Source organism: Kitasatospora sp. DSM 101779 (assembly GCF_025655475.1).
GTDB lineage: Bacteria > Actinomycetota > Actinomycetes > Streptomycetales > Streptomycetaceae > Kitasatospora.
In genome coordinates, this window is sequence record NZ_JAHTIK010000001.1 from 2,942,964 (window position 1) to 2,969,161 (window position 26,198).

Annotated in this window: 22 protein-coding genes; 11 read left to right on the forward strand and 11 right to left on the reverse strand. The window is 70.5% G+C overall.

Annotated elements, in window-relative coordinates:
* Positions 1 to 25: 25 nt before the first annotated feature.
* From KSNIM_RS13450 to KSNIM_RS13470, 5 genes are read right to left on the reverse strand one after another with little or no spacing between them, the layout of a single operon-like run.
* A complete protein-coding gene (locus KSNIM_RS13450) occupies positions 26 to 829 on the reverse strand; it encodes an ABC transporter permease (protein WP_263103464.1) in 804 nt (267 codons plus the stop codon).
* Positions 829 to 1,758: an ABC transporter permease gene (locus KSNIM_RS13455; protein ID WP_263103465.1), complete on the reverse strand. Its 930-nt coding sequence runs from the start codon at positions 1,756 to 1,758 to the stop codon at positions 829 to 831. The genes KSNIM_RS13450 and KSNIM_RS13455 overlap by 1 nt, the downstream gene beginning before the upstream one ends.
* On the reverse strand, positions 1,755 to 2,927 hold the full coding sequence (locus KSNIM_RS13460) for an ABC transporter ATP-binding protein (RefSeq protein WP_263103466.1): 1,173 nt from the start codon (positions 2,925 to 2,927) through the stop codon (positions 1,755 to 1,757). The genes KSNIM_RS13455 and KSNIM_RS13460 overlap by 4 nt, the downstream gene beginning before the upstream one ends.
* A gap of 44 nt (positions 2,928 to 2,971) precedes the next feature.
* The gene (locus KSNIM_RS13465) at positions 2,972 to 4,231 is read right to left on the reverse strand and encodes a spermidine/putrescine ABC transporter substrate-binding protein (RefSeq protein WP_263103467.1); all 1,260 of its coding nucleotides are present in this window, start codon (positions 4,229 to 4,231) and stop codon (positions 2,972 to 2,974) included.
* A 48-nt stretch (positions 4,232 to 4,279) separates the two neighbouring features.
* Positions 4,280 to 5,797: a gamma-aminobutyraldehyde dehydrogenase gene (locus KSNIM_RS13470; RefSeq protein ID WP_263103468.1), complete on the reverse strand. Its 1,518-nt coding sequence runs from the start codon at positions 5,795 to 5,797 to the stop codon at positions 4,280 to 4,282.
* Positions 5,798 to 6,228: 431 nt separating this feature from the next.
* Between KSNIM_RS13470 and KSNIM_RS13475 the strand changes: the two genes are divergently transcribed.
* Positions 6,229 to 7,884 (forward strand): PucR family transcriptional regulator, encoded by a 1,656-nt coding sequence (locus KSNIM_RS13475; protein ID WP_263103469.1) that lies wholly within the window; start codon positions 6,229 to 6,231, stop codon positions 7,882 to 7,884.
* A gap of 75 nt (positions 7,885 to 7,959) precedes the next feature.
* Here the strand turns inward: KSNIM_RS13475 and KSNIM_RS13480 are convergent, their stop codons facing one another.
* Both KSNIM_RS13480 and KSNIM_RS13485 read right to left on the reverse strand, forming a co-directional pair.
* Positions 7,960 to 9,318 (reverse strand): aspartate aminotransferase family protein, encoded by a 1,359-nt coding sequence (locus tag KSNIM_RS13480; protein WP_263103470.1) that lies wholly within the window; start codon positions 9,316 to 9,318, stop codon positions 7,960 to 7,962.
* A gap of 159 nt (positions 9,319 to 9,477) precedes the next feature.
* The gene (locus KSNIM_RS13485) at positions 9,478 to 10,923 is read right to left on the reverse strand and encodes a gamma-aminobutyraldehyde dehydrogenase (protein WP_263103471.1); all 1,446 of its coding nucleotides are present in this window, start codon (positions 10,921 to 10,923) and stop codon (positions 9,478 to 9,480) included.
* A 267-nt stretch (positions 10,924 to 11,190) separates the two neighbouring features.
* Between KSNIM_RS13485 and KSNIM_RS13490 the strand changes: the two genes are divergently transcribed.
* The 4 genes from KSNIM_RS13490 to KSNIM_RS13505 all read left to right on the forward strand — a co-directional run bounded on the left by KSNIM_RS13490 (position 11,191) and on the right by KSNIM_RS13505 (position 15,185).
* Positions 11,191 to 11,664, forward strand: a complete 474-nt coding sequence (locus tag KSNIM_RS13490; protein WP_043175796.1) for an Lrp/AsnC family transcriptional regulator — start codon at positions 11,191 to 11,193, stop codon at positions 11,662 to 11,664.
* A complete protein-coding gene (locus KSNIM_RS13495; RefSeq protein WP_263103472.1) occupies positions 11,661 to 13,055 on the forward strand; it encodes an aspartate aminotransferase family protein in 1,395 nt (464 codons plus the stop codon). Before KSNIM_RS13490 ends, KSNIM_RS13495 begins: the two co-directional genes overlap by 4 nt.
* Before the next feature lie 200 nt (positions 13,056 to 13,255).
* Entirely contained in the window at positions 13,256 to 14,032 is a 777-nt protein-coding gene (locus tag KSNIM_RS13500; protein WP_263103473.1) for an ABC transporter ATP-binding protein, read from the forward strand.
* 16 nt (positions 14,033 to 14,048) lie between these two features.
* A complete protein-coding gene (locus KSNIM_RS13505; protein ID WP_263103474.1) occupies positions 14,049 to 15,185 on the forward strand; it encodes a hypothetical protein in 1,137 nt (378 codons plus the stop codon).
* 69 nt (positions 15,186 to 15,254) lie between these two features.
* On the opposite strand, the gene rlmN is transcribed toward KSNIM_RS13505, so the two are convergent.
* The gene (rlmN, locus tag KSNIM_RS13510) at positions 15,255 to 16,355 is read right to left on the reverse strand and encodes a 23S rRNA (adenine(2503)-C(2))-methyltransferase RlmN (RefSeq protein WP_263103475.1); all 1,101 of its coding nucleotides are present in this window, start codon (positions 16,353 to 16,355) and stop codon (positions 15,255 to 15,257) included.
* Positions 16,356 to 16,585: 230 nt separating this feature from the next.
* Between rlmN and KSNIM_RS13515 the strand changes: the two genes are divergently transcribed.
* Complete coding sequence (locus tag KSNIM_RS13515; protein WP_263103476.1) at positions 16,586 to 17,176, forward strand: hypothetical protein; 591 nt, start codon at positions 16,586 to 16,588, stop codon at positions 17,174 to 17,176.
* Positions 17,177 to 17,321: 145 nt separating this feature from the next.
* Here KSNIM_RS13515 and KSNIM_RS13520 read toward each other — a convergent pair whose 3' ends face one another.
* Positions 17,322 to 17,669, reverse strand: coding sequence for a hypothetical protein (locus KSNIM_RS13520; RefSeq protein ID WP_263103477.1), 348 nt, complete (start codon positions 17,667 to 17,669; stop codon positions 17,322 to 17,324).
* Between the two features lie 142 nt (positions 17,670 to 17,811).
* The gene (locus KSNIM_RS13525; protein ID WP_263103478.1) at positions 17,812 to 18,150 is read right to left on the reverse strand and encodes a hypothetical protein; all 339 of its coding nucleotides are present in this window, start codon (positions 18,148 to 18,150) and stop codon (positions 17,812 to 17,814) included.
* Positions 18,151 to 19,009: 859 nt separating this feature from the next.
* Here KSNIM_RS13525 and KSNIM_RS13530 point away from each other — a divergent pair.
* A complete protein-coding gene (locus KSNIM_RS13530; protein ID WP_263103479.1) occupies positions 19,010 to 19,813 on the forward strand; it encodes a GntR family transcriptional regulator in 804 nt (267 codons plus the stop codon).
* Here the strand turns inward: KSNIM_RS13530 and KSNIM_RS13535 are convergent.
* Positions 19,797 to 20,924 (reverse strand): helix-turn-helix domain-containing protein, encoded by a 1,128-nt coding sequence (locus KSNIM_RS13535; protein ID WP_263103480.1) that lies wholly within the window; start codon positions 20,922 to 20,924, stop codon positions 19,797 to 19,799. The two genes, KSNIM_RS13530 and KSNIM_RS13535, sit on opposite strands and share 17 nt — an antisense overlap.
* Positions 20,925 to 21,254: 330 nt before the next feature.
* On the opposite strand from KSNIM_RS13535, the gene KSNIM_RS13540 reads away from it, so the two are divergent.
* The 4 genes from KSNIM_RS13540 (at position 21,255) to KSNIM_RS13555 (ending at position 24,710) form a co-directional block, all read left to right on the forward strand.
* Positions 21,255 to 21,698: a hypothetical protein gene (locus KSNIM_RS13540; protein ID WP_263103481.1), complete on the forward strand. Its 444-nt coding sequence runs from the start codon at positions 21,255 to 21,257 to the stop codon at positions 21,696 to 21,698.
* Complete coding sequence (locus KSNIM_RS13545) at positions 21,695 to 21,955, forward strand: helix-turn-helix domain-containing protein (RefSeq protein ID WP_263103482.1); 261 nt, start codon at positions 21,695 to 21,697, stop codon at positions 21,953 to 21,955. The genes KSNIM_RS13540 and KSNIM_RS13545 overlap by 4 nt, the downstream gene beginning before the upstream one ends.
* The gene (locus KSNIM_RS13550) at positions 21,952 to 22,707 is read left to right on the forward strand and encodes a helix-turn-helix domain-containing protein (RefSeq protein WP_263103483.1); all 756 of its coding nucleotides are present in this window, start codon (positions 21,952 to 21,954) and stop codon (positions 22,705 to 22,707) included. The genes KSNIM_RS13545 and KSNIM_RS13550 overlap by 4 nt, the downstream gene beginning before the upstream one ends.
* Positions 22,708 to 23,381: 674 nt before the next feature.
* Positions 23,382 to 24,710 carry a YfjI family protein gene (locus KSNIM_RS13555; protein WP_263103484.1) on the forward strand — a complete coding sequence of 443 codons (1,329 nt, stop codon included), beginning with the start codon at positions 23,382 to 23,384 and terminating at the stop codon, positions 24,708 to 24,710.
* The last annotated feature ends 1,488 nt before the right edge of the window (positions 24,711 to 26,198 follow it).

The following is a 26,198-nucleotide window of genomic DNA, read 5'->3' on the forward strand; positions in this document are numbered from 1 at the left end:
AACGGGGCGGTGGTGTGACGGTTCATCAGGCGCGGGCCTTCCGGCGGTTGCCGATCCACTGTCCGGCGACGGTGAGGACGACGGCCGCGACGAACATCGCGGTGCCGATCACGTTGACCTGGACGGGGATGCCGCGCTGCGAGGCGCCCCAGACGAACATCGGGAAGGTGACGGTCGTGGGGCCGGAGTTGAACTGGGTGATGATGAAGTCGTCGAAGGAGAGGGCGAAGCTGAGCAGCGCGCCGGCGGCGATGCCGGGGGCGGCGAGCGGCAGGGTGATCTTGAGGAAGGTCTGCACGGGGGTGGCGTAGAGGTCCTGGGCGGCCTGTTCGAGGCGCGGGTCCATGCTCATGACGCGGGCCTTGACGGCGGTGACCACGAAGCTGAGGCAGAACATGATGTGGGCGATCAGGATCGTGGTGAAGCCGAACGGGATGCGCATGTTGAGGAAGAGCGTGCCGAGCGAGGCGGCCATGACGACCTCGGGCATGGCCATCGGCAGGAAGATCAGCCCGGTGGTGGCGGAGCGGCCGCGGAAGCGGTAGCGGGCCAGGGCGAAGGCGACCATGGTGCCGAGGATCGTGGCCCCGGCGGTGGCCGCGAGGGCGAGCTGCAGGCTGAGGACGAGCGAGCCGCACATGTCGGCGACGCCGCAGGGGTCCGTCCAGGCGTCGGTGGAGAACTGGGCCCACTCGTAGTTGAACTTGCCGGCGGGCTTGTTGAACGAGAAGAGCAGGACGACCAGGTTGGGCAGGACGAGGTAGGCGAGGGCGAGGACGCCCGCGAGGGTGACGAGGTTGCGGCGCAGCCAGCTGGACACCTTGTTCATCAGACCAGGTCCTCCGTTCCGGCCTTGCGCATGTAGACCGTCACCACGCCGAGGATCAGGGCCATCAGGATGAAGCTCAGGGCGGCCGCCGTGGGGTAGTCGAGCACGTTGAGGAACTGCTTCTGGATGCCGTTGCCGACCATCTGCTCGCTGGGGGAGCCGAGCAGCTGGGCGTTGATGTAGTCGCCGGAGGCGGGGATGAAGGTGAGCAGGGTGCCTGCGACGACGCCCGGCAGGGAGATCGGGAAGGTCACCTTGCGGAAGGTCGTGAAGGGCTTGGCGTAGAGGTCGCCGGCGGCCTCGTGCAGCCTGGGGTCGATCCGCTCCAGTGAGGTGTAGAGCGGGAGGATCATGAACGGCAGGAAGTTGTAGGTGAGGCCGCAGACCACGGCGAGCGGGGTGGCGAGGACGCGGTGGCCGGCGGTGAGGCCGAGGCCGTCGGTGACGTCGAGGACGTGCAGGGCGTTGAGCGCGCCGACCACGTAGCCGCCGTCGGACAGGATGGTCTTCCAGGCCAGGGTGCGGATCAGGAAGCTGGTGAAGAAGGGCGCGATCACCAGGATGAGGATGACGTTGCGCCACCGCTTGCTGGCCTTGAAGGCGATGGTGTAGGCGAGCGGGTAGCCGATGGCGAGGCAGAGCACGGTGGCGGTGGCGGCGTACGCGAAGGAGCGGACGAAGTGCCACTTGTACTCGGTGAAGGCGTCCCAGTAGGTGGCGAAGTGCCAGGTGACGCGGAAGCCCTCCTCCAGGGAGCCGGTCTGCAGGGAGGTGGAGCCCTGGTAGACCATCGGCACCGCGAAGAAGACCACGAGCCAGGCGATACCGGGCAGCAGCAGCCAGTACGGGACGAGCTTGCGCCGGGTGCGCCGGGGTGCGGGGGGTGCTGCGGCCTCCTGGAGGGGGGCCGCCTCGGTGGTGGTGGTCACGCGTCCTCCTCCGCGGTGCCGGCGTCGATCGCCTGGGAGGCGTCGAGCGCGAAGGAGTGGGCGGGGTTCCAGTGGACCTGGACGGTGGCGCCGGGGACGATCCGGCCGTCGCGCTCCATGTTCTGCTCGAAGACGGCGATGTCCTGGCCGGTGCCGGTGCGGACGGTGTACTGGGTGGAGACGCCGATGAAGCTGGAGTCGACGACGGTGCCGACCAGGCGGTTGCGGTCCTCGGGGACGTCGGCGGAGGAGTGCGCGATGGTGATCTTCTCCGGGCGGACGCCGAGGTGGACCTTGGTGGCGTCGGTGGCGCAGCGGGAGCGGGGGACGGCGAGGCGGGTGCCGCCGGCGCTGAGCAGCAGGTCGTCGCCGGAGTTCCCGGTGACCTCGGCGGGGATGAGGTTGGACTGGCCCAGGAAGTTGGCGACGAAGGTGGTCGCGGGGTTCTCGTAGAGGTCGGCGGGGGCACCGAGCTGTTCGATGCGTCCGGCGTTCATCACCGCGATGGTGTCGGCCATGGTCATGGCCTCCTCCTGGTCGTGGGTGACGTGGACGAAGGTGATGCCGACCTCGGTCTGGATGCGCTTGAGTTCGAGCTGCATCTGGCGGCGGAGCTTGAGGTCGAGTGCGCCGAGCGGCTCGTCGAGGAGCAGGACCTGGGGGTGGTTGATGAGGGCGCGGGCGACGGCGACGCGCTGCTGCTGGCCGCCGGACAGCTGGTGCGGCTTGCGGCGGGCGAGCGGGCCGAGCTCGACCAGCTCCAGCATGTCCTCGACCTGCTTCTTGACGTCCTTCTTGCCGCGGCGGCGCAGGCCGAAGGCGACGTTCTCGTAGATGTCGAGGTGCGGGAAGAGCGCGTAGCTCTGGAAGACGGTGTTGACCGGCCGCTTGTACGGGGGCAGGGCGGTGACGTCCTGGCCGCCGATGAGGACGGTGCCGGAGGTCGGGTCCTCCAGGCCGGCGATCATGCGCAGGGTGGTGGTCTTGCCGCAGCCGGACGCGCCGAGCAGGGCGAAGAATGAGCCCTGGGGGATCGTCAGGTCGAGCGGGTGGACGGCGGTGGAGCTGCCGTAGGTCTTGCTGATGCCGGTGAGCCGGACGTCGCCGCCCGAGGGGGTCTTGGCGGGGCCGGTGGCCTGTGCGGTGGTGGCGGTCGCCTGATCGGTCATGGTCGTGGGGTCCTTCTTCCGAGGCCGGGGGTCGGGGGCGGTGGTCAGGCGCCGATGAGCTTGGAGAACCTGTCCTCGAAGTCGCTCTCCTCGGCCTCGGTGAGGCTGCGGAAGTTGTGGACCTTGGCGGCCATCTCCGGGGTGGGGATGACCAGCGGGTTGGCGGCGGCGTCGGCGTCGAGCTTGGCGAGCTCGGTCTGGGCGCCGGTGACCGGGGAGACGTAGCCGATGCCCGCGGTGAGCTGGGCGGCTATCTCGGGCCGGTAGTAGAAGTTGATGAGGCGTTCGGCGTTCTTCTTGTGCTGGGCACGGGCCGGGATCAGCATGTTGTCGGTGGAGGCGACGTAGCCGGCCTCCGGGACGACGAACTCGATGTCGGGGTTGTCGGCCTTGAGCTGGATGAGGTCGCCGCCCCAGGCGACGCAGGCGGCGATGTCGCCGGAGGACAGCTCCTGGCCGTAGTCGTTGCCGGTGAACTTGCGGATCTGCTTGCTGTCGACGCCCTTCTGGAGGCGGGCGATCGCGGCGGCGTAGTCGTCGGCGGTGAACTTCGCCGGGTCCTTGCCCATGTCGAGCAGGGTCATGCCGATGGTGTCGCGCATCTCCGACAGGAAGGTGACGCGGCCCTTGAGCTCGGGGTCGTCGAGCAGCTGGGAGACGCTGGTGACGGCCTTCCCCTTGGTCGCCTTCTTGTTGTAGGCGATGACCACCTGGATGCCCGCCCACGGGTAGGAGTAGAGGCGGCCCGGGTCCCAGTCGGGGGCGCGGAAGCGGGACTCCAGGTTGGTGATCGCGGTGGTGATCTCGGACTGGTCGAGCTTCTGCACCCAGCCGAGGCGGATCAGCCGGGCGGCCATCCAGTCGGTGAGGACCATGATGTCGCGCCCGGTGTCCTGGCCGGCGGCGAGCTGCGGCTTGACCTTGCCGAAGAACTCGACGTTGTCGTTGACGTCCTCGGTGTACTTGACCTTGACGCCGGTGGCCGTGGTGAAGGCGTCGAGGGTGGCGTGCTTCTGCTCGTCCTTGGGGTCGACGTCGATGTACAGCGGCCAGTTGGAGAAGTTGACCACCTTGTCGCTGTCGGAGAGGTCCTTCGCGGCGGCGTTGGCGGCCTCGCCCGAGGTGCCGTTGGTGCTCTTCGCCGGCGGGATGCCGCAGGCGGTGAGGGTGCCCGCGCCGGCCGCGAGGGCACCGGCGCGGAGCACGGTCCGGCGGCTGAGGGCGGCCCGGCCGTTGGTCAGGCTGCGTTCCCAGGCCTTGCGGACCGGCTCCGGCAGGCCGTCGGTGATCTCGTGGAGCTGCATGCGGGGACACCCTCCTGATGGGGGCTCGGGCGTGGGGGACGGACGGGGTTATCGGTCCCCGAAGATCGTGCGGTGCCAATCCTTGCGGGCGACCGCGGTGGTGTCGTACATGACGTGCTTGACCTGGGTGTACTCGTCGAGGGAGTACTGCGACATGTCCTTGCCGTAGCCGGAGGCCTTGTAGCCGCCGTGCGGCATCTCGCTGATGATCGGGATGTGGTCGTTGACCCAGACGCAGCCGGCCGCGATCTCGCGGGTGGCGCGCAGCGAGCGGTGGACGTCGCGGGTCCAGGCGGACGCGGCGAGGCCGTAGGGGGTGTCGTTGGCGAGCCGCAGGCCCTCCTCGTCGCCGTCGAAGGGCAGGACGACGAGGACGGGGCCGAAGATCTCGCCCTGGACGACCTCGCTGTCCTGGGCGGCGCCGGTGATCAGGGTGGGCAGGTGGTAGGCGCCGAGGGTGAGGTCGGTGCCGTCGTGACCCTTGGTGCCGGTGCTTCCGCCGGTGACGACCGTGGCGCCGTCGCGGCGGGCGCGCTCGACGAAGCCGGCGACCCGGTCGCGGTGGGCGAAGGAGACCAGCGGGCCGAGGTCGGTCTGCGGGTTGCGCGGGTCGCCGAGGCGGACGGCGGCGTACAGGTCGGCGACCCCGGCGACGAAGGCGTCGTAGAGCGGGCGCTGGACGTAGGCGCGGGTGGCGGCGGTGCAGTCCTGGCCGCTGTTGATGAGGGAGGCGGCGACCGCGCCGTGCACGGCGGCCTCCAGGTCGGCGTCGTCGAAGACCACGAACGGGGCCTTGCCGCCGAGTTCGAGGTGGGTGCGCTTGACGGAGGCGGTGGCGAGTTCGGCGACCCGCTTGCCGACGGCGGTGGAGCCGGTGAAGGACACCATCGACACCGCGGGGTGGGAGACGAGGTGCTCGCCGGCGGTGCGGCCGGCGCCGGTGATCACGTTGACGACGCCGTCGGGGATGCCGGCCTCGGTGCACGCGGCGGCGAACATCAGCGAGGTGAGCGGGGTGAGTTCGGCCGGCTTGAGGACGATGGTGTTGCCCGCGGCGATGGCCGGGAGGATCTTCCAGGCGGCCATCTGCAGGGGGTAGTTCCACGGCGAGATCGAGCCGACCACGCCGATCGCCTCGCGGCGCACGTACGAGGTGTGGTCGCCGGAGTACTCGCCGGCGGCCTTGCCCTCCAGGTTGCGGGCGGCGCCGGCGAAGAAGGCGGTGTTGTCGATGGTGCCGGGGACGTCGAACTCGGTGGAGAGCTTGATCGGCTTGCCGGTCTGCGCGGTCTCGACGCGGGCGAACTCCTCCGCGTGGTCGGCGAGGACGCCGGCCAGCCGGTTGAGGGCCTCGGAGCGCGTGCCGGGGGTGGCGCGGGACCACTCGGGCAGGGCGGCGCGGGCCGCGTCGACCGCGGCGTCGACGTCGGCGGGCGAGGCCAGCACGACCTCCTCCACGGTGCTGCCGTCGGCCGGGTTGACCACCCTGAACCGCTCGTCGCCGCTCCCCCGGACCACCCGCCCGGCGATGTGCTGCGCGCCGGCGCTGAAGCTGGTCAGGTCCATCTGCTGTCCTCCATGTGCCCGGTGGTTCGGCCTCCGCGCCCCGGGGCGCGGAACCCGCTGCACGCCCATGCTTCCTCGGCGGTGCGGCGATGCCCGTACGCCATGGCCGGCGACTGGTCCAGTCGCCGCATAGCAGACGGAGAGATCCGAAGCGGTGGTTCACCGGGATTGCGCGATCCTGACAGGCCCAGTTTTCTTCCACAAGGGATTCCGCTGTTGCCTTCTGGTTACGCTGCGGATTCCGCTGCCGCGTCCCGGTTTTCGCCACTTCCGATGGCCCGACCATGCCGTCTCGGGCGATCGGGTGACAAGGGTCACTCCGACAGGCCCGGCGGCAAGGGGTTTACAGGGTGCAAGGCCGCACGGCGGGTGGGCGGGCACCGTGCCGAGGCAAGATTTCTCTGACACCCCTGATCAGCTGGAGGCCCGCGATGCTCCCCACCGTCGCCCGGGTGCTGGACCTGGACGTGATGCGGCGCGGACTGCCCGACGTGGTGGCCGGTGCGGACCACCTGGAGCGACCCGTCCGCTGGGTCCACGTGAGCGAGCTGCCGGACGTCGCCGGCGTCCTGCAGGGCGGCGAGCTGGTGCTCACCACCGGCATCGCCCTGCCCGAGCAGCGCGAGGGCCTGGCCCGCTACGTCCACGAGCTCGCGGACGTCGGCGCCGCCGGCCTGGTCGTCGAGTTCGGCCGCCGCTACTTCGACTCGCTGCCGCGCGCCCTGGTCAACGCCGCCGAACAGCGCGGCCTGCCGCTGATCGCGCTCCGCCGCGAGCTGCGCTTCGTCGCCGTCACCGAGGCGGTGCACGCGCTGGTGGTCAACGCCCAGCTGGAGCAGCTGCGCACCTCCGAGGCGGTGCACCAGGTCTTCAACGAGCTGGCGGTGGAGGGCGCCGAACCCGGCGAGGTGGTGCGGCAGGTGGCGCAGCTGGCCGGTGCGCCGGTGGTGCTGGAGAACCTGGCGCACCAGGTGCTGGCGCACGAGAGCGCCGGACGGCCGGAGGCGGAGCTGTTGGAGGGCTGGGAGGCCCGTTCGCGCGGGGTCCGCCCGCAGGGGCGCACCGGGCACGATCCGCGCAGCGGCTGGCTGGTCACCGCGGTCGGTGCGCGCGGCCAGGACTGGGGGCGGCTGGTGCTGATCGGCGAGCCGGGCGCGCTGCCGGAGGGCACCCCGCACCCGCACGCGATGATGCTGGAGCGCGGCGCGGCGACGCTGGCGCTGAACCGGCTGGTGGTGCGCGACCGGGAGAGCCTGGAGCGGCAGACCCACCGCACGCTGCTCTCGGGCATCCTCACGCACGCCCTGACGGTCAGTGAGGTGGCGCTGCGCGCGCAGGCGCTGGGGGTGCCGCTGGAGGGCCGGCGGCTGGTGGGCGTGGTGCTGCGGCAGCGCCGCGGACCGGTGCCGGCCGCGCTGGAGGCGCAGGCGCGGCTGCGGGACTTCACCGAGCTGGCGGCCACGGCGATCCGCGGCTGCCGGCTGCCGGCGCTGGTCGGCGCGCTGGACGACGAGGGCGTCGGGATGCTGATCGCGCTCGGTTCGCAGCAGGACGAGCACACGGCGTTGGAGGCGTTCGCGGCGGCGCTGCGCAAGCTGGTGGCGGACGGCGCGCGGGACGCGTCGGCGCCGCCGCCGGAGCCGGTCATAGCGGTGGGCTCCTCGGTGGGGTCGGTGCGCGACGCCCGGCGCACCCTGCTGGAGGCCACCCAGGTCGCGGACGCGGCGCTGCACGACGCGCCGGGCGGCCGGGCGGCCGCCTACTACCGGCTGCCGGACGTCCGGCTGCGCGGTCTGCTGCACCTGCTGCGCGACGACGAGCGGCTGCAGACGTACGTGGAGCGGGAGCTCGGGCCGCTGCTGGCGTACGACGCCGAGCACGGCGGGCAGTTGGTGCGGATGCTGCGCATCTACCTGGAGCAGGGCCGCAACAAGTCGGCGGCTGCGGACGCGGCGCACCTGTCCCGGCCGTCGTTCTACGACCGGTTGCACAAGGTGGAGCGGATCCTCGGGGTGGACCTGGACCAGGTGGAGTCCTGCCTGTCGCTGCACGTCGCGCTGCTGGCGCTGGACGCGGTGCGCCGCTGAAGCCGCACCGCCGTCCTGCGCGGCCACGCGGAACGGCCCCGGGGCGGTTGCCCCGGGGCCGTTCCCGTCGGTGCGTCAGGCGGTGTGCGCGTCCGTGAGGGTGAGGACCTCGTCCAGGATGGCGAGGCCGGCCTTGGCCTCCTCCGCGCTGACGGTGCACGGCGGCACCACGTGGAAGCGGTTCATGTTGACGAAGGGCCACAGGCCGCGCTGCTTGCACGCGGCGGCCAGCTCCGCCATCGGCGCGTTGGCGGGTCCGGCGGCGTTGTAGGGCACCAGCGGCTCGCGGGTCTCGCGGTTCTTGACCAGGTCGAGCGCCCAGAAGACGCCGAGGCCGCGGACCTCGCCGATCGAGGGGTGGCGCTCGGCGAGCTCGCGCAGGCCGGGGCCGATCACGCTCTCGCCGATGTGCTTGGCGTTCTCGACGATGCCTTCCTCCGCCATCGCGTTGATGGTGGCGATCGCGGAGGCGCAGGCCAGCGGGTGGCCGGAGTAGGTGAGGCCGCCGGGGAAGACCCGCTCGTCGAAGGTGGCGGCGATCTCCGGGTTGATGGCGACGCCGCCGAGCGGGACGTAGCCGGAGTTGACGCCCTTGGCGAAGGTCAGCAGGTCGGGGGTGACGGCCCAGTTGTCGGCGGCGAACCACTCGCCGGTGCGGCCGAAGCCGGCCATCACCTCGTCGAGGATGAAGACGATGCCGTACCGGTCGCAGATCTCCCGGACGCCCTGCAGGTAGCCGGGCGGCGGGATCAGGATGCCGGCTGTGCCGACGACCGTCTCCAGGATGATCGCGGCGACGGTGGCCGGGCCCTCGAAGGCGATGACCTGCTCCAGGTGGGCGAGCGCGCGCTCGCACTCCTGCGCCTCGTTCTCGGCGTGGAAGACCGAGCGGTAGGCGTAGGGGCCCCAGAAGTGGACGATGCCGGAGACGCCGGTCTCGTTGGCCCAGCGGCGGGGGTCGCCGGTCAGCGCGATCGCGTTGGCGGTGGCGCCGTGGTACGAGCGGTAGGTCGAGAGCACCTTCTGCCGGCCGGTGTGCAGACGGGCCATCCGGATGGCGTTCTCGTTGGCCTCGGCGCCGCCGTTAGTGAAGAAGATCTTGTTGAGCTCGCCGGGGGTGCGCTCGGCGATCAGCCGGGCGGCCTCGCTGCGCGGCTCGACGGCGAAGCCGGGCGCGATGGTGCAGAGCTTGGCCGCCTGCTCCTGGATCGCGGCGACGACCTTCGGGTGCTGGTGGCCGATGTTGGTGTTCACCAGCTGGGAGGAGAAGTCGAGGTAGCGGTTGCCCTCGTAGTCCCAGAAGTACGAACCCTCGGCGCCGGCCACCGCGAGGGGGTCGATCAGCGCCTGGGCGGACCACGAGTGGAAGACGTGCGCGCGGTCGGCGGCCTTGACGGCCTGGCCTGCGGCTGAGTCAGCGGTGGGGATGCTCATGCGGCCAGCCTAGGGAGGAGGGCGGCCGCGAGGCAGTTGCACCATGTCACCCGATCGCCGCGTCGCCGTGACAGGGTGGCAAAGGCGCCGGGGGCGCGGGCGGCCGCGCTGTGCGCGCAGCTGCCCGCGCCCCCTGGGTGCGCCGGTCGCGTCGGGTCGTCAGATGGCGGTCATGACGTGCTTGACGCGGGTGTAGTCCTCGAAGCCGTAGGAGGACAGGTCCTTGCCGTAGCCGGACTTCTTGAAGCCGCCGTGCGGCATCTCGGCGACCAGCGGGATGTGGGTGTTGATCCAGACGCAGCCGAAGTCCAGGCGGCGGGACATCCGCATGGCGCGGGCGTGGTCCTTCGTCCAGACGGAGGAGGCGAGGGCGTACTCGACACCGTTGGCGTAACCGACGGCCTGGTCCTCGTCGGTGAACTTCTGCACGGTGATGACCGGGCCGAAGACCTCGCGCTGGATGATCTCGTCGTCCTGCAGCAGGCCCGAGACGACGGTCGGGGCGTAGAAGTAGCCCTTGTCGCCGACCCGGTGGCCGCCGGCCTCGACCTTGGCGTGCTCGGGCAGGCGCTCGATGAAGCCGGTGACCTGGGCGAGCTGGTTGGCGTTGTTCAGCGGGCCGTAGAGGACGTCCTCGTCGTCGATGCCGCCGGTCTTGGTGTCCGCGGCGGCCTTGGCGAGGGCCTCGACGAAGGCGTCGTGGATCGACTCGTGCACCAGGACGCGGGTCGCGGCGGTGCAGTCCTGGCCGGCGTTGAAGAAGCCGGCCACCGAGATGCCCTCGACGGCCTCGGCGATGTCGGCGTCCTCGAAGACCACGACCGGGGCCTTGCCGCCGAGCTCCAGGTGGACGCGCTTGACGTCCTTGGAGGCGGACTCGGCGACCTGGATGCCGGCGCGGACGGAACCGGTGATGGAGGCCATCGCCGGGGTGGGGTGCTCGACCATCAGCTTGCCGGTCTCGCGGTCGCCGCAGATGACGTTGAAGACGCCGGCCGGCAGCTCCATGTCCTTGAGGATGCCGCCGATGATCTCGGCGAGCAGCACGGTGGAGGCCGGGGTGGTGTCGGAGGGCTTGAGGACGACGGTGTTGCCCGCGGCGATGGCCGGGGCGAACTTCCAGACCGCCATCATCATCGGGTAGTTCCACGGCGCGACCTGGGCACAGACGCCGACCGGCTCGCGGCGGACGATCGAGGTCATGCCGTCCATGTACTCGCCCGCGGCCTTGCCCTCCAGCAGGCGGGCGGCGCCGGCGAAGAACCGGATCTGGTCGACCATCGGGCCGATCTCCTCGGAGAGGGTCAGCCCGCGCGGCTTGCCGGTGTTGCGACACTCGGTGTCGACGATCTCGTCGGCACGGGCCTCCACCGCGTCCGCGATCTTCAGCAGGAGCTTCTGGCGGGTCGAGGGGGTGGCGTCGCGCCATACGGGGAACGCCTCGGCGGCGGCGGCCATCGCAGCGTCGACGTCGGCGGCGCCGGAGAGCGGGGAGGTCGCGTACACCTCGCCGGTCGTCGGGTCGATCACGTCCAGCGTGCGGCCGTCCGCCGCATCGACGAACTCGCCGTTGATGTAGTTGCGCAGCGTACGAAGGTCGCTCACGGGTCTCTCCTCGGTCTGGGCCTGCGGCGTTGCAGAATCCGGCGCCAGGGTACCTCCGGCGCACGGCTGGCCGGGTCGGACCGGCCGCGGTCCACTGGGGGGGTGTGCACGCCTGCGCGTGCACGTCATCCAGGCTACCCAATGACCGACGGTATCGACAGGGTTCCCGCTCGGACACGACGCAATCCGCATGCAATCTTGGAAACAGCGACGAAATCAGCACCCCGGCGGCTTGCGCGGCGCCCGGCGATCGTGCACAGTGGCGTCGTGGCCAACCGCGACCGGAACGCCAGCGTTCCCCTCGACGCCGCCTCCAAGGCGATCATCGAACAGCTCCAGGAGGACGGGCGACGCCCGTACGCCGCCATCGGCAAGGCCGTCGGCCTGTCGGAGGCCGCCGTGCGGCAACGCGTCCAGAAGCTGCTCGACCAGGGCGTGATGCAGATCGTCGCCGTCACCGACCCCCTCACCGTCGGCTTCACCCGGCAGGCGATGGTGGGGATCCGGGTGGAGGGCGACATCGAACCGGTCGCGGACGCCCTGGCCGCGTTCGACGAGGTCGACTACGTCGTCTGCACCGCAGGCTCGTTCGACCTGCTGGCCGAGCTGGTGTGCGAGGACGACGAGCACCTGCTCGAAATGATCAACAAGCGCATCCGCGCGCTTCCCGGCGTGCGGAGCACCGAGAGCTTCGTTTATCTGAAGCTCCGGAAACAGACCTACACCTGGGGCACCAGATGACAGCCGACCCGGCGCAGAAGGACCTTTCCAAGACCGCCTACGACCACCTGTGGATGCACTTCACCCGCATGTCGTCGTACGAGAACTCCCCCGTCCCCACCATCGTGCGCGGTGAGGGCACCTACGTCTGGGACGACAAGGGCCGGAAGTACCTCGACGGCCTCGCCGGCCTGTTCGTGGTCCAGGCCGGCCACGGCCGCGAGGAGCTCGCCGAGGCGGCTGCCCGGCAGGCCAAGGAGCTCGCCTTCTTCCCGGTCTGGAGCTACGCCCACCCGAAGGCCGTCGAGCTCGCCGAGCGCCTGGCGAACTACGCCCCGGGCGACCTGAACAAGGTGTTCTTCTCGACCGGCGGCGGCGAGGCGGTCGAGACCGCCTGGAAGCTGGCCAAGCAGTACTTCAAGCTGACCGGCAAGCCGACCAAGTACAAGGTCATCTCCCGGGCCGTCGCGTACCACGGCACCCCCCAGGGCGCCCTGTCGATCACCGGCCTGCCGGGCCTGAAGGCCCCGTTCGAGCCGCTGGTGCCCGGCACCCACAAGGCTCCCAACACCAACATCTACCGCGCCCCCGAGTACCTCGAGGGCCCGGACGGCACCGTCGACCCGGAGGCCTACGGCCGCTGGTGCGCCGACCAGGTCGAGCAGGCCATCCTCTTCGAGGGCCCGGACACCGTCGCCGCCGTCTTCGTCGAGCCGGTGCAGAACGCCGGCGGCTGCTTCCCGCCGCCGCCCGGGTACTTCCAGCGCCTGCGCGAGATCTGCGACCGCCACGACGTGCTGCTCGTGTCGGACGAGGTCATCTGCGCCTTCGGCCGCCTCGGCACCATGTTCGGCGCCGACAAGTTCGGCTACCAGCCCGACATGATCACCTGTGCCAAGGGCATGACCTCGGGCTACTCCCCGATCGGCGCCACGATCATCTCGGACCGCATCGCCGAGCCGTTCTACAAGGGCGACAACACCTTCCTGCACGGCTACACCTTCGGCGGCCACCCGGTGTCCTCCGCGGTGGCGCTGGCCAACCTCGACATCTTCGAGCGCGAGGGCCTCAACCAGCACGTGCTCGACAACGAGTCGCGCTTCCTCGGCACCCTGAACAAGCTGCGCGACCTGCCGATCGTCGGCGACGTCCGCGGCAACGGCTACTTCTACGGCATCGAGCTCGTGAAGGACAAGGCCACCAAGGAGTCGTTCAACGACGACGAGGTCGAGCGCGTCCTCTACGGCTTCCTGTCGAAGGCGCTCTTCGACAACGGCCTGTACTGCCGCGCCGACGACCGTGGCGACCCGGTCGTCCAGCTGGCCCCGCCGCTGATCTCCGACCAGTCGACCTTCGACGAGATCGAGCAGATCCTGCGGGTCAGCCTCACCGACGCGTGGGCGAAGATCTGAGCCTCCTCCCACCCTCCGCCAGGGCGGTCCCGGTCCACCGGGGCCGCCCTTCGGCGTGTCCGGCCCCCGGATACCGGATCCGACCGCCGGAATGACGGTGATTTGCCCGGGGATGGGCCAGTGTGCCGCAACCGCACCCCGACCTGTTCGTTCTAATCTGACGACTGTCATATCCCGACAAGGCACCAGGACGGTTCTCCATGTCAGCGGCCCCGCCAGACAACGACGTGCTGTGGGCCCGAGGGATCGTCAAGTCCCAGCACGGCACACCCGCCCTGCGCGGAGTCTCGCTCGCCGTCCGGGAGGGCGAAGTGCTCGCCGTGACCGGGCCCCGCGGCTCCGGCAAGAGCACCCTGCTCGGCTGCCTCTCCGCCCAGCTGCCGGTCGACGAGGGCGAGATCTGGTTCCACAGCTCTCCCGTGCACACCCTCGGCCGCCTCGGCCGTGAGAAGCTCCGCCGCGAACGCTTCGGCTGGGTCGGCTCCGAACCTCACCTGGTGCCGGAACTGACGGCCCGCGAGAACACCGCCCTCCCGCTGCTGCTCGCCGGCACCGGCCACCGCGCCGCGTACACCGCCGCCTCCGAGTGGCTCGAACGGCTCGACGTCGCCGACTGCGCCGCCCGCCGCCCCGCCGAGCTGACCCAGGCCCAGCGCCAGCGGATCGCCGTCGCCCGGGCCCTCGCACCGCTGCCGCGGGTGGTCTTCGCCGACGACCCGGGCGCCCCGCTGCACCGCGAGGAGCGCGAGCAGGTGCTGCGGATACTGGCCAGCGCCGCCCGCTCGCACAACCTCACCATGCTCCTGGCCACCCACGACCCGGAGCCGGCCGGCCAGGCCGACCGTACCCTCACCCTCATCGACGGCCGGATCGCCGGCCCGGCGAGCAGCACGGCCGGCCCCGCCGCGGGCACCACCATCGCAGGCGCCACCGGCTCCACGGCCACCGGCTCCACCGCCGTCACGGCCGCGCGCTGAGAGCGGAGAGAACGACGTGTTCCCACTCCGACTGGTCAGGGGCTACCGGGCACTCGACCTGGTCCGCTGGCTGCTCACCGCGGCCGCCGCCGCGACGGCCGCCGCCTTCCTGCTCCGCTCCCTCGGCCGGGCCCTCGGCGAACCCTCCGCCACCTCGGTGCCCCGGCTGCTGTGGTGCCTGCCCGCGCTGGCCGCGGTCGGCTGGCTCTCCGCCGCCGCCGCCCGCGCCGTGCCCGTCCAGCACCCCGAGCGGATCGCCGGCCTCGCCGCGGCCGGCTACGGCCCCGTCCGCATCCGGCTGCTGATCGCCGTCGAGACGGCGCTCGCCGCCGCCCTCGGCAGCGTGCTCGCCCTGCTGCTCTTCCTCGTCCTGCGCAACGACATCGCCGGGCCCGGGCTCGCCGCCGACGTCGGCCTCGGCAGCTCGCTGCCGGCCGCCGCGCCGGTCACCCTGCTCGTCCTCGTGCCGCTGGTGGCCGGCTGCGCGGCCGCCGCGGCCGTCCCGCTGACCGACGCCCTGCCGGGCCGGACCGCCGTGCCCCACAGCACCGGCTTCCACCCGGTGCGGATCGCCGTACCCACCGGACTCACCGTCGTCGGCATGGCCCTGGAGCTGTACGGACTGCGGCCCGGCGCCGAACAGGACGGCCGGCCCGTCGAACTCCCCGCCCACCTCGGATCGGTCGGTACCGCCGCACTGACCGGCTGGGCGTTCACCGCGCTCGGGCTCGCCCTGCTCACCGCACCGCTGCTGGCGCTCGCCGGCCGGCTGCTCGCCCTGCGCCGGCCCGGCCCGGTGCGGCTGCTCGCCGCCCGGTCGCTCACCGCGGAGGCCCGGCCGCTCGCCGGTCCGCTCGCGGTGCTCGTCCTCGGCCTCGCCGTGCTCCTCGCGGCCCTCGCCTACGGCGACGAGCCCGACCTGCCGGTCCGGGCGGCCGTCCTCCTGGTCACCGGCTGCGCGGTCGGCGCGGTGGTGGCCCGCGCCCTGGAGATCCGCGCGGCCCGGCGCGAGGTGACCGCCTCGCTGGTCCGGCTCGGCGCCGAGCCGGCGACGCTGCGCGCCGCGGTCGCCGTCCGCGCCGCCGCTGCCGCCGGCGCACTGCTGATCACCGGCGGTCTGACCGCCCTCTTCGCGGCGGCCTGCCTGGTCTGAGACCGGACGACGGAAGGGCGGTGGACACCCGTCGGGTGTCCACCGCCCTTCCGTTCCTCCGGTGCCCGGTCAGCCCGCGGCGGCCAGCTGGCCGCAGGCGCCGTCGATCTCCTGGCCACGGGTGTCGCGGACGGTCGTCGGCACCCCGTGCGCCTGCAGCCGCCGGACGAACTCACGCTCGTCCTCCGGGCGGGACGCCGTCCACTTGGACCCGGGCGTCGGGTTCAGCGGGATCAGGTTCACGTGCACCCGGCGGTTCTTGATCAGCCGGCCGAGCAGGTCGGCCCGCCACGCCTGGTCGTTGATGTCCTTGATCAGCGCGTACTCGATGGAGATCCGGCGGCCGGACTTGTCCGCGTAGTTCCACGCGGCCTCCAGCACCTCGTCGACCTTCCACCGGGTGTTCACCGGCACCAGCTCGTCGCGCAGCTCGTCGTCGGGCGCGTGCAGGGACAGCGCCAGACGGCAGCTGAGGCCCTCGTCGGCGAAGCGGTACATGGCGGGCACCAGGCCGACCGTGGAGACGGTGATGCCGCGCTGCGAGAGGCCGAAGCCGTCCGGTGCCGGGTCGGTGAGCCGGCGGACCGCGGCGAGCACCCGGTTGTAGTTGGCCAGCGGCTCGCCCATGCCCATGAAGACCACGTTGGAGAGCCGGGCCTCGCCACCGGGGACGGCACCGCTCTTCAGGTCCCGCATGCCCGAGGCGATCTGCTCCACGATCTCCGCGGTCGACAGGTTACGGGTCAGACCCGCCTGACCGGTGGCGCAGAAGGGGCAGTTCATACCGCAGCCGGCCTGCGAGCTGATGCACATGGTGACCCGGTCCGGGTAGCGCATCAGCACCGACTCGACCAGGGTGCCGTCGAAGAGCTTCCACAGCGTCTTGCGGGTCGCGTCGTCGTCGCAGGAGACGTGCCGGACCACCGACATCAGCTCCGGCAGCAGGCTCTCGGTGAGCTTCCCGCGGCTGCCCGCCGGGATGTCCGTCCAGGTCGCCGGGTCGTCGGACAGCCGGCCGAAGTAGTGGTTGGACAGCTGCTTGGCGCGGAACGGCTGCTCGCCCAGCTCGGCGACGGCCTCCTTGCGCTCGGCGGGGCTGAGGTCGGCGAGGTGTCGCGGGGGCTTAGCGCCGCGCGGCGCGACGAAGGTCAGTTCTCCGGGCTTAGGCATGGTGCATCCAGTGTCGCAGATCCCCAACGTTGGCCCAGCTCCCACTTGGGGAGTGGCATTCGGCCTCGGCCGTCATCTGTCATCGTTGGCCGCCCTCGCACGGCCCACAGACGGCCCGGTGAGGCCCAGATCCTGCGTTGCATCTACACCGGTCGGCGTGGGTACGCCCCGTGGCAAGCGGCACCTGTCGCCGATCGCCAGCACGACCTGCGCCTGGAGAACCCTTGCCTATGCCTACCTTCACGCTCGACACCAACTGCCTCATAGCGTTGGAAGAGCGCCGGCATGAAGCGGCTGCCGTCAACGAGCTGGTGGCGCGCCACCGGGCGGGAGCCAGCTTGGTACGCGTGGTGGCGACAACGGCGGCAGAGAACCAGCGAGACGGAACCGTGTTGGACAACTTCGCCGGTTTCCAGGAACGCCTTCACAAGCTTGGCCTGGAAGATCTGGAGATTCTTCGCCCGGTGTGCGTGCTCGATCTGAGCTACCTGGACTGGTGCGTCCTCGCCCATGACGAGGCTGAGGCGGAGGCTCGTAATCTCCACTCGGTCCTGTTTCCGACTGCACCGTTCGACTATGTCGATGCGGTACCTCTCGGGCTCGATGGCCAGGCCAGGGAGCAGGCCGAACGTAAGTGGCGCAACCAGCAGCTGGACGTGATGGTGCTCCACACCCACATCATGGCTCGCGCCGACGTATTCGTGACGTCGGACAAGAACTTCCGAAAGACGTCCAAGCAGGCGAGGCTGGCGGCTCTGGGGGCATCCTTGATTCTCACCCCGTCCGACGCTGCCAGCTACGACCGCCCGCCTACCACCTGAGCTTGGGAATCAGCAGTGTCCCCGCCACGAACTAACCCCTGAGCTGGGCGAACATCACCTGCAAGCCCTCTTCGTGCGCTCGCCCTTCCCGCCACTTACGGCGACTGACCGCCCGATCTGGTACTCATCTGGTACGGCCGTCAGCTCACTCGTAGACAGTGGCTGCTCCGAGGGCACGGGCGAAGAAGCCCCAGTCGCCGTCAGCAGGCATCTCGCGCTTGAAGTTGCGGTACCAGCCGGGCGAATCCTCGACCCAGCTGGCAAGGGCCTCCAGGAAGCGATCGAGCGTCGCGTTCTCCCACTCGGCGCCCCGTTCAAGGTACTCGGAGTGGAGATCACGGATGAATGCCGCGAGGTCTTCCCGGCTTTCGACTCGGTCTTCGGGCGTTATGCGGGCACCGTATCGCGCTCCCGGCGGAGCAGCTTGGCTGGCCTGCGGCCACGGCCGGGCTGAGCGGGTGGTTCCCTCCTCGATCGGGCAGCTTCGCCGCACCCGGGTTCTCCAGGGGCCGCTAAGGCTCACTTCGTGACGCTTGCGCTCGGCCTTGGCGGCCCCTGGAGGTTCCGGGTACGCCCATGGGGGGTCAGATCGAGGAGGGGGGCCGCCCGCGACCCGAACTCGACCCAGGCATCGACTACTTGGCTCCAGGAAGAAACGATCGAGCGATTTCTGGAACCGACGGGCGCAATGCAGGAAAAGCTACGAGCGCCACCATCACAGCCGGAACCAGCGACCATGGCGCCTCAACGCCATACGGCTTGCCATATACCGTACCGGCCCAACCGGCCAGGGCGACAAAAGCGAAGCCCACTACCGTGCGACATGCGGATAGCAGCGTGGCGTGGTCCCGAACGGGTTCGAGTCCCTCTAGATCACCATCCGGCAGCAACGCACCAAGCCTCCCTTGGGCATATTTTTCGGCAATATGCGTAAGCATGCGGGCCAATTCTTTGCATGCAATCTCAGGGTTCACGTCAACGGACTCCTCCACACGCCGCAACGAGGCGACCACCAAACGAGCATGCACGGTCAGAGCCTGTCGCCGGTGCGATCGCCTGGGCATCGTGCCGCGCCTCAATGGACCCTGAAGTATCCCCCTCTCAACCGATCTAATCCTAGAAGAAAGGAGCTGCATGATTACCGCATCGCGAGGAGCAGTCTGGCGATATGCGGCACCGCACGATTGAATTGCCGCGGAGATCTTTGCTATCAATCTATAGGTGCTGCGATCTTCAGTTCTGCCGAGAGGCATAGATGTGCGCAGCACCACATAGGACGACACCGGCAGCAAGAATTGCCAAACGATCGAGCCGACAATATTCCCATGGAAAGGATTTAGCCAGATAAGCCAGGAGGGGAAGGATCCAGGGTGTCGCATGACAATAAGCGGGGCGGCATACCCAAAAACAATCATCGGCACAGCCATCAACAAGTATGAACATAGCCTACGGAACCGCCCAAAATGATAGGCCGCCAGCGCCCAGCGCACGGATACCGGAACCCTTTCCGAAATATCCATGGCGTGAAGAACGAAGTTCCAAAAAAGAACAGAATTACGAACGGAAGCCCGCGCACGCCTTCGAAGGCGCCGCAACATGCGATCTCTGATCCCCACTCTTCCTACTCTCCCCACCAGCCCGACCTCCCCCAGACGGCACGATCATGCTGGCATCTTCCAGTACGCGTGCGGCTAGTGAAGCGGCTTTGCGCTGTTCGTAGCTGCGAGGGGGAGAAGAAGCCTCGCCAAGCCGGTGGGAACGCCTCTGCGTCTGCTTTGAGTTGACCTAGACTGGCGCGCACCAGTTATGGAGGGCGGGAGAGTGCGAAAGGCCATGGGAGAGAAGACCGACCGGGTGGAGCGAACCGTCCGTGAATGGATCAGCTCCGGCGAGCTGGCCGGCGGCGCGAAGCTGCCGTCCGAGCGCACACTGTCGGCCGATCTTGGCGTCGGACGGACGACAGTCCGGCTGGTTTTGGCGAAACTCGCCGCCGAGGGCCTGGTAGTTGCCCAGCATGGAAGCGGCTACTACGTCAGCACCAGCAACCCGGAGGGGCACGTGACAGTCAAGGCACCACACGGGGAGCTTGAGCCGTGGCGCATCCATGGTGAGCGGCTGGTCTACGACAACGAGTGGGTGAAGCTCGCCCTGGTGGATGTCGAACCCCCCGGCGTCGAGCGCTTCGAGCACCACGTCGTACGGCTTCAGCACGTCGCCATCACGGCGGTGGTGGACGACCAAGACCGCGTCCTGATGCTCTGGCGCTACCGCTTCGTACCGGGCCGCTTCGGCTGGGAGCTCCCCGGCGGCATCGTGGACGCTGGCGAGGAGCCTGCCGCCGCCGCCGCTCGGGAGGTGGAGGAGGAGACCGGCTGGCGGCCCGGCAGCATCGAGCACGTAGTCACCTACCAGCCCATGGTGGGGATGGTGGACTCCCCTCACGAGATCTTCGTAGCCCGGGGAGCCACCCTAGTCGGGGAGCCGACGGACGCCGAGGAAGCCGGACGGATCGAGTGGATTCCTCTCGCCGAAGTCCCGGGCCTGATCGCCCGGGATGAGCTGCTGGGGTCGGGAACGCTCGTCGCCCTGCTTCACCTGCTGGCCAGCCGCTCTCAACGGCCTACAGGCGCCCGGTAAGACCTTCAATCCGCCTCCTGTGCCGGACTGACCCTGTTCGGTTCGCCAGGAGGCGGGCCTGTTGCAAATGCTCCTTCGCCTGTCCGAACTCCCCTCGCACCAGGTGCGCTTGCGCCAGATCGCAGCGCAGGCCGGCCGTTGCCCTCGTGAACGCCGGGTCCATCCGCTCAAGGGCTACGTAGAGCTCCGCCAGGGCAGCTTCCTCCCCCAGCATGGCAAGCGCATTCCCGCGCCATCGGGCCAGGTGATTGGCGTTGAGGAAGATGCTCAGCATGTCCGGATCGCGCGCCTCGTCACCAGCCGGTAGCACCAACGCAGCGCGGTCAATCGCATGGCGGCAGTCACCCGCCAGGCCCGCCTTCGCACATAGCTCTGCCTCCGCCGCATACAGCCACGCTGCAAGCCGCGGGGAGACCTTAGTTCCTCCGACCCGCTGGGCATCGCGTACCAGATCCACCGCCATCTCCGGGCGCCCTGCGTCGGCGAGCACGTACGCCTGCTCCGCCATCGCGTGAGCGAGGTACATCGGCTGCTCAGCCTCTGCCGCCGCGCGCTTGCCCAGTTCGTAGTGGCGCCAGGCCCGCTCCACTGCCCCCACGTCGAGCGCCTGCCAGGCGGCGAGCGTGGCCGCCCCCGCCAGGGCCGTAGCCACGGGCCGCCGAGCGTCAGGGAGCACTGCAAAGGTCAGCGCGTCCTCCAGCGCATCCAGGTGCGCACGCATCTGGTCGACTAGCGCCGCCGCACCCATCTGGCGATCAAAGCTCCGCAGTAACTCGGTCTGGTTCAGCAGGGTGTCCACCATGCCGAGGCTGAGTCCCCGGGCTGAGTCGATCCGACCGAGCAGATCGTCGTAGCCATCGGCAGTCGTCGGGGCGGGCTCAGGAGCTCCGAACAGCTCGTCGTCCGTCTTCCCGAACAGCGCCCGCAGGATGGCGGCATACGTGCCAGAGACAGTCCTGCGACCGTTCTCCCACTCCGAGATGTAGACCTTCAAGCTGGTCGGCGAGGCCACATCGATGAGGCGTCGCTCGGCATACCGGACGATCTCCCGCACCAGCCGGTCCTGCGACCAGCCGCGCTCCTTGCGGGCCTGACGTAGCCGCTCTGCCATGCACTCCCCCTGCCCTGGTGATGCCCGTTCCACCTCAGCATCCTGCAGAACCGACGCGCACATGACGGGTTAACAAAACTGGGTTAACCCCAGCTGCCTACCGGGCCGTTGGCCTACGTCGTTCCATAGAGATACGGCCGGAACTGACAGACCGACAGAGAAGCGCTTGACACTGGTGCGCACCAGTTGCCATCCTGCTGGTGCGCACCAGTTGAACGACGGTCCGCCCCCACGGGGGTGCCCGTAAGAGTCCAGGTAGACGCAGTAGGAGCGGCGCCCTAACCGCCAAGAAAGACCGCCGCTCCATGCCCCAGTGAAGGGAGTTCCATCATGCCCGTTTCGCTTGCTCGCCAGCCACTGTCGGCCGGCCCCATCCGCCACCAGGTCGACGTGTTCGGCGACCCGGACACGGCCGAGAGCGCGCCGCGTGTGGCGGTCCAGCTCACGATCAACCTGACGTTCGCGGAGATCATGGGCCGCCTGCTGTTCACGCCCGGGTCGATGCTCATGCGGGAGGACCTGGAGGGGCCGAGCGAGGCCCGCATCCTGGAGTGCCTGTGGTTCGGCCTGACCCAGACCGACATCGGCGCCGCCGAGGACTTCGCCGAGATGGCGATGGACGTCTACACCGGCCGCCGGTCCTCGAACCTGCTGGACTTCGCGGTCCGCCTCGGCCAGGTGATCACGCACCTGTTCGGCGTGACCGCCCCCGAGCCGCCCGCCACGCTCGCGGCCTCCCAGGTGCTGATCGGCCGGGGCGGAGTGCGCGCATGAGCACCGCATCTCTGTCACAGGCCGCACTTCTCGCAGAGCTGGCCGGGTACGGCTCGGACGAACCGCTGCGGGTCGTCCAGGTCGCCCGGGCGCTGGGCGTCTCGGACGAGACCGCGTACCGCGAGGTCCGCTCGGGGCGGCTGCCGTCCTACCGGGTGGGCACGGGCCGGGGCACGATCCGCATCCAGCGGGAGGCGTTCCGCGCCTACCTCAAGGCCCGGGGCATCCCGGTGGGTGTGCTGGGGGTGGCCCGGTGAGCGCCGACCGCGCCGTTCACGGCAACGCCCGCCTGCGGACCGCCCTGGTGGCCTCCGGGCTGACGATCGAGGCGGTGGCCCGCGAGGTGGGCACCGACCCGCGCACGGTGGAGCGCTGGCTGAACGAGCCGGGCCGCACCCCCTACGCCCGGCACGCCCACGCGGTGGCCAGGATGCTGCACGCCGACCCGTACCGGCTGTGGCCGACCCTGGGCACCCGGCACAAGGCCACCCCGGCGCCCCGGGACGAGTTGCTGACCTGGTACCCGACGCGCGCCGCCGTCCCGGCCGCCCTGTGGTCGCAGGTGCCGCGCGGCGCCGGGGACCGGATCGACCTCGCCCTGTCCTGCGGGCTGTTCCTGCTGGACGCGGTGCCCGACCTGGTGGTCCTGCTCACGGACCGGGCCGCCGCCGGGGTGCGGGTGCGGATCGCGCTGCCGGACCCGACGCTCGCGGCGACCCACGCCGAGGCGACCCGGCTGCTGCTGGTGGAGGACCTGTTCGCCGACCTGCACGCGGTGCCGGGCGTGCGGATAGCCCGGCACGGCGGCATCGCCAACGACGTCGTCCGCGCGGACGACCAGATGCTGGTGATGCCCCGAGTGGACGGCTGCCCGCCGGCCGCCGCCCCGGTCCTGCACCTGACGCGGCTGGAGGCCGCGCCGCTCACCGGCGCCTACCTGCTGGGCCTGGACCACGTGTTCACCACCGCCCTGCCCACCGTGCGCACCCGCCCGCTGGCCGCCGCCTGACCGCCGTACCCGCACCGCCCACCGGGTGTACCCGGAACCGTTCCCGCCCCGTACCCACACCGGGTACACCGCCCGGCCCGACCACCGGGTCGGCCGGGCAGCACACCCGGCCCGACCTGCCCGCTATCCGTACCGGGTACGGCGGGAACGCCCCGAGTACGCGTACCCGACCGGCCAGTGAGCACCCGGTGAGCACCGGTGAGCGCCCACCGGCCGGGGGTGGGCACCCGCCGCCGATCGATGAGCGCCCACCCCCGAACCCGTGAGCACCGACCGGCCCGCCGTGAGCGGGCGGGTGGCCTCTTCTGAGCACCCGCCACGCACCGTTGAGCGGCCACCAGTCGGGCGGTGAGCACCGGCCGCCGGGCGGTGAGCACCCACCGCGATCGGGTGAGCGATCGGCCGACCGCCAGCCCGACTCCCGTCAAGGAAACAGCGCTTCTCCGGCCCCGCCCCGACCGGCCGACGGTCGCCCTCCGGCCTGCACCGATCCGCCGATCCACCACCCGATCGATCGGCCGCCCCCTCGCCACCCGGCGGGCGGCCGGAGCAGCGCTTTCTCCTCGGCACACCCGCCCGACCGCCGCACAACCCGTGAGGCCAGCCGATGCGCGACCCGCCACCCGACCGCCGCCCGATCGGACCCGACCGACCGCCGACTTGGAGATCCGCCGATGAGCCCAGAACTCCACCTGATCCACCAGACCGACGATCGACCAACCCGGGCGGCCAACCCGCTCTACGACCCCGCCCCCGGCGTGGACCGCCCGACCCGGCCCGGGCCGGTCCCCGACCCCGAGGTGTTCTGCGGGTGGGTCGGCGAGACCGTCCGCGCCCTGGACCCGACCACCGAGGCCGACCCCGTCGGGGTGCTGGTGAACCTGCTCTCCGCGGGCGGCGCCGTGATCGGCCCCGGCCCGTTCCTGTGGATCGGCAACGACCGCCACCCCGCCCTGATCTGGGCCCTGACCGTGGGCGCGACCGCCGCCGGCCGCAAGGGCGCCGCCTCCAACACCGTGCGCCGCCTGCTCAAGGCCGCCGTCCCCGAGTTCGTCGCGGACAACACCCCCTCCGGCCTGTCCTCCGGCGAGGGCCTGATCGAAGCCGTCCGCGACGGCGGCCCCGACCCCAAGACCGGCAAGGACACCGAAGGCGTCACCGACAAGCGCCTGTGGGTCGTGGAGTCCGAGTACGGCATCACCATGGCCCGCGCCCGCCGCGAAGGTTCCTCGCTGGGCGGTGTGCTGCGGCAGGCGTGGAACGGCGAGGACCTCGGCGTGATGAACCGCCAGGCCATGCACGCCACCGCCCCGCACATTGCCCTGATCGGCCACATCTCCCCGCGCGAACTGCGCGCCAAGATGCAGGACTCCGAACTGGCCGGAGGCACCTACAACCGCTTCCTGCCGGTCTTCGTGCACCGCAATCTGCTGCTGCCGGACGCCGCGGGCGCCTCCGAGGACCTGGTGACCAACCTCGCCGGTGCCTGGCGGACCGTCCTGGCGGACGCGCGCCGCGTCGGCGAGGTCAAGCTCACCGAGCAGGCCGCGCAGCTCTGGCGGGAGGAGGTGTATCCGGCGCTGTCCGGCGGCGAGGACGACGACGGACCGCTGGCGGAGTTCACCGCCCGCGCCGCCCCCTACGCCAAGCGGACCGCCATGGTCTACGCCCTGCTCGACCGCAAGCCCTGCATCCAAGAACAGCACCTGCGCGCGGCGTGGGCGCTCATCCGCTACGCCCGGGCCAGCGCCGCCCACATCCTCGGCGCCGCCGCCGGCGGCACCGGTGACCCGAACCTGGACAAGCTCGCGGCGGCCGTCAAGGCGGCCGGGCCCGGCGGGCTGACCCAGTCCGAGGTCCAGGTCATGTTCAAACGGCAGAACGCCACCTGGCGCGGCGAGCTGACCGCCCGGCTCTGCCAGCTCCCCGGCTTCACCGCCGCCCCCGTCCAGGGCAGCGGACGACACCAGACCGTCTACCTCTACGCCCCCGGCGACGACTGACCCCCGGTCCGGAAAGGTCGGAAAGGTCGGAAAGCCCCCTGACCAGCAAAAACACCGGGCGGAAAGTGGTCCGGAAAGGTCCGGAAAGCCCCCGAGCCCCTCCGGCCCGCACCCTTCGCGGACCCCTTTCCGGACCTTTCCGGACCACTTTCCGCCACCCAAAACCGCAGGTCAGACCCCTTTACGACCTTTCCGACCTTTCCGGACCACCCCCGAAGACAGGAGACCACCATGACCCCCGACCCCAGCAGGCCCGAACCGTCCAGAAAACTAGACACCCCCATCCCACGGCCGACCGAGCCGCGGGCCCGCTCCCCACCATCACCGCTCTTAAGAGCCCACCCCGCCCCCGGCTCATGCGACCACCAGGCCGGCGGGGCGGGGCCAGAGAAAGCGCCTTCCCTGGCCCTCCTGCCCGCCAGCCCACCACTGCCCGTGACCGCCACCCGGCGCCCATGCACTCCACCGCCGGGTGTCAGACACCCCGGACGGCAACCGGCCCCATTTCCCCGGGTAACGCGCGCGCGAGGGCCGTCAGACAGTGTCTGACACTCCGTCTGACACCCCGCCCGGCGACCCAGACACCCCGACCTGACACCGGTCACCGCGCCTCCAGGTGTCAGACACCCTCGCAGCGCCCAACCTGACACCCACCGACAACGAGAGACGATCACGCAGAGCTACCGGGTAATGGCTACTGGGGCGCACCCCAGTAGCCCGAAACGGCTCCCAGGGGCCTAAAACCGGGCTCACCCCGGGGATTCCCCACTACCCAGTACCCAGTAGCCCGCACGGAACGTGACCATCGCCAGTGACTGGCGCCAGTCGCCGACCGTCACCCGGCCTCCCGAAATCCCGGGTAACGCGCGCGAGCCGACTGGCACCCCGACAGGCACCCAGCACTGTCGCCGGGCTTGTCACTTGTCACTTGTTGTGCGGCTCCCCCATCCACCGTCCCGGCACCGCACGAGACCACCCGCCACATCCGAGACGACAAGTGACAAGACAAGTGACAAGCCGCTCTGGCCGACCCGCGCACCTGTCACCTGTCACCTGTCACCTGTAGCCATCGGTGCTCCCAACAGTGCCCCCGCGGCCACGCACCCCCTGCGACCTGCGCCTTACAGGCGACAGACAGGTGACAGGCAACAGGCGACAGACACCCCCGCACGACAGGCAGCCCGACACCAGGACCAGCCGCCCGCGGCCCTCGAAAGGATCAACCCGTGTCCCACCCGCCGTCAGCTCTCAAGACCAGCCAGAGTCCGCGGTGGACCGCCCAATGCCCGCTAACGCTAGCGGGGCAGGCCGCTAACGTTAGCGGCCCCGATAGCGGCCCACAGGGTTGCCGACCAGGTGGTTAGCGGTTAGCAGCCGCACCAGCAGGCGCCCACGCTCGCTCGAAAAACAAGAGGAGCACTCCCCCTGGCCGCCGGTGCTCTTCTTGCTTTCAGGCAGCCAACCGGCACCCGCGACCCGCTCGGAAGA

Excerpts from the sequence above, each read along its gene's own strand:
- KSNIM_RS13450 (WP_263103464.1), bottom strand. The coding sequence starts at position 829 with ATGAACAAGGTGTCCAGCTGGCTGCGCCGCAACCTCGTCACCCTCGCG.
- KSNIM_RS13460 (WP_263103466.1), bottom strand. The coding sequence starts at position 2,927 with ATGACCGATCAGGCGACCGCCACCACCGCACAGGCCACCGGCCCCGCC.
- KSNIM_RS13465 (WP_263103467.1), bottom strand. The coding sequence starts at position 4,231 with ATGCAGCTCCACGAGATCACCGACGGCCTGCCGGAGCCGGTCCGCAAG.
- KSNIM_RS13470 (WP_263103468.1), bottom strand. The coding sequence starts at position 5,797 with ATGGACCTGACCAGCTTCAGCGCCGGCGCGCAGCACATCGCCGGGCGG.
- KSNIM_RS13475 (WP_263103469.1), top strand. The coding sequence starts at position 6,229 with ATGCTCCCCACCGTCGCCCGGGTGCTGGACCTGGACGTGATGCGGCGC.
- KSNIM_RS13480 (WP_263103470.1), bottom strand. The coding sequence starts at position 9,318 with ATGAGCATCCCCACCGCTGACTCAGCCGCAGGCCAGGCCGTCAAGGCC.
- KSNIM_RS13495 (WP_263103472.1), top strand. The coding sequence starts at position 11,661 with ATGACAGCCGACCCGGCGCAGAAGGACCTTTCCAAGACCGCCTACGAC.
- KSNIM_RS13500 (WP_263103473.1), top strand. The coding sequence starts at position 13,256 with ATGTCAGCGGCCCCGCCAGACAACGACGTGCTGTGGGCCCGAGGGATC.
- rlmN (WP_263103475.1), bottom strand. The coding sequence starts at position 16,355 with ATGCCTAAGCCCGGAGAACTGACCTTCGTCGCGCCGCGCGGCGCTAAG.
- KSNIM_RS13515 (WP_263103476.1), top strand. The coding sequence starts at position 16,586 with ATGCCTACCTTCACGCTCGACACCAACTGCCTCATAGCGTTGGAAGAG.
- KSNIM_RS13530 (WP_263103479.1), top strand. The coding sequence starts at position 19,010 with ATGGGAGAGAAGACCGACCGGGTGGAGCGAACCGTCCGTGAATGGATC.
- KSNIM_RS13535 (WP_263103480.1), bottom strand. The coding sequence starts at position 20,924 with ATGGCAGAGCGGCTACGTCAGGCCCGCAAGGAGCGCGGCTGGTCGCAG.
- KSNIM_RS13540 (WP_263103481.1), top strand. The coding sequence starts at position 21,255 with ATGCCCGTTTCGCTTGCTCGCCAGCCACTGTCGGCCGGCCCCATCCGC.
- KSNIM_RS13545 (WP_263103482.1), top strand. The coding sequence starts at position 21,695 with ATGAGCACCGCATCTCTGTCACAGGCCGCACTTCTCGCAGAGCTGGCC.
- KSNIM_RS13555 (WP_263103484.1), top strand. The coding sequence starts at position 23,382 with ATGAGCCCAGAACTCCACCTGATCCACCAGACCGACGATCGACCAACC.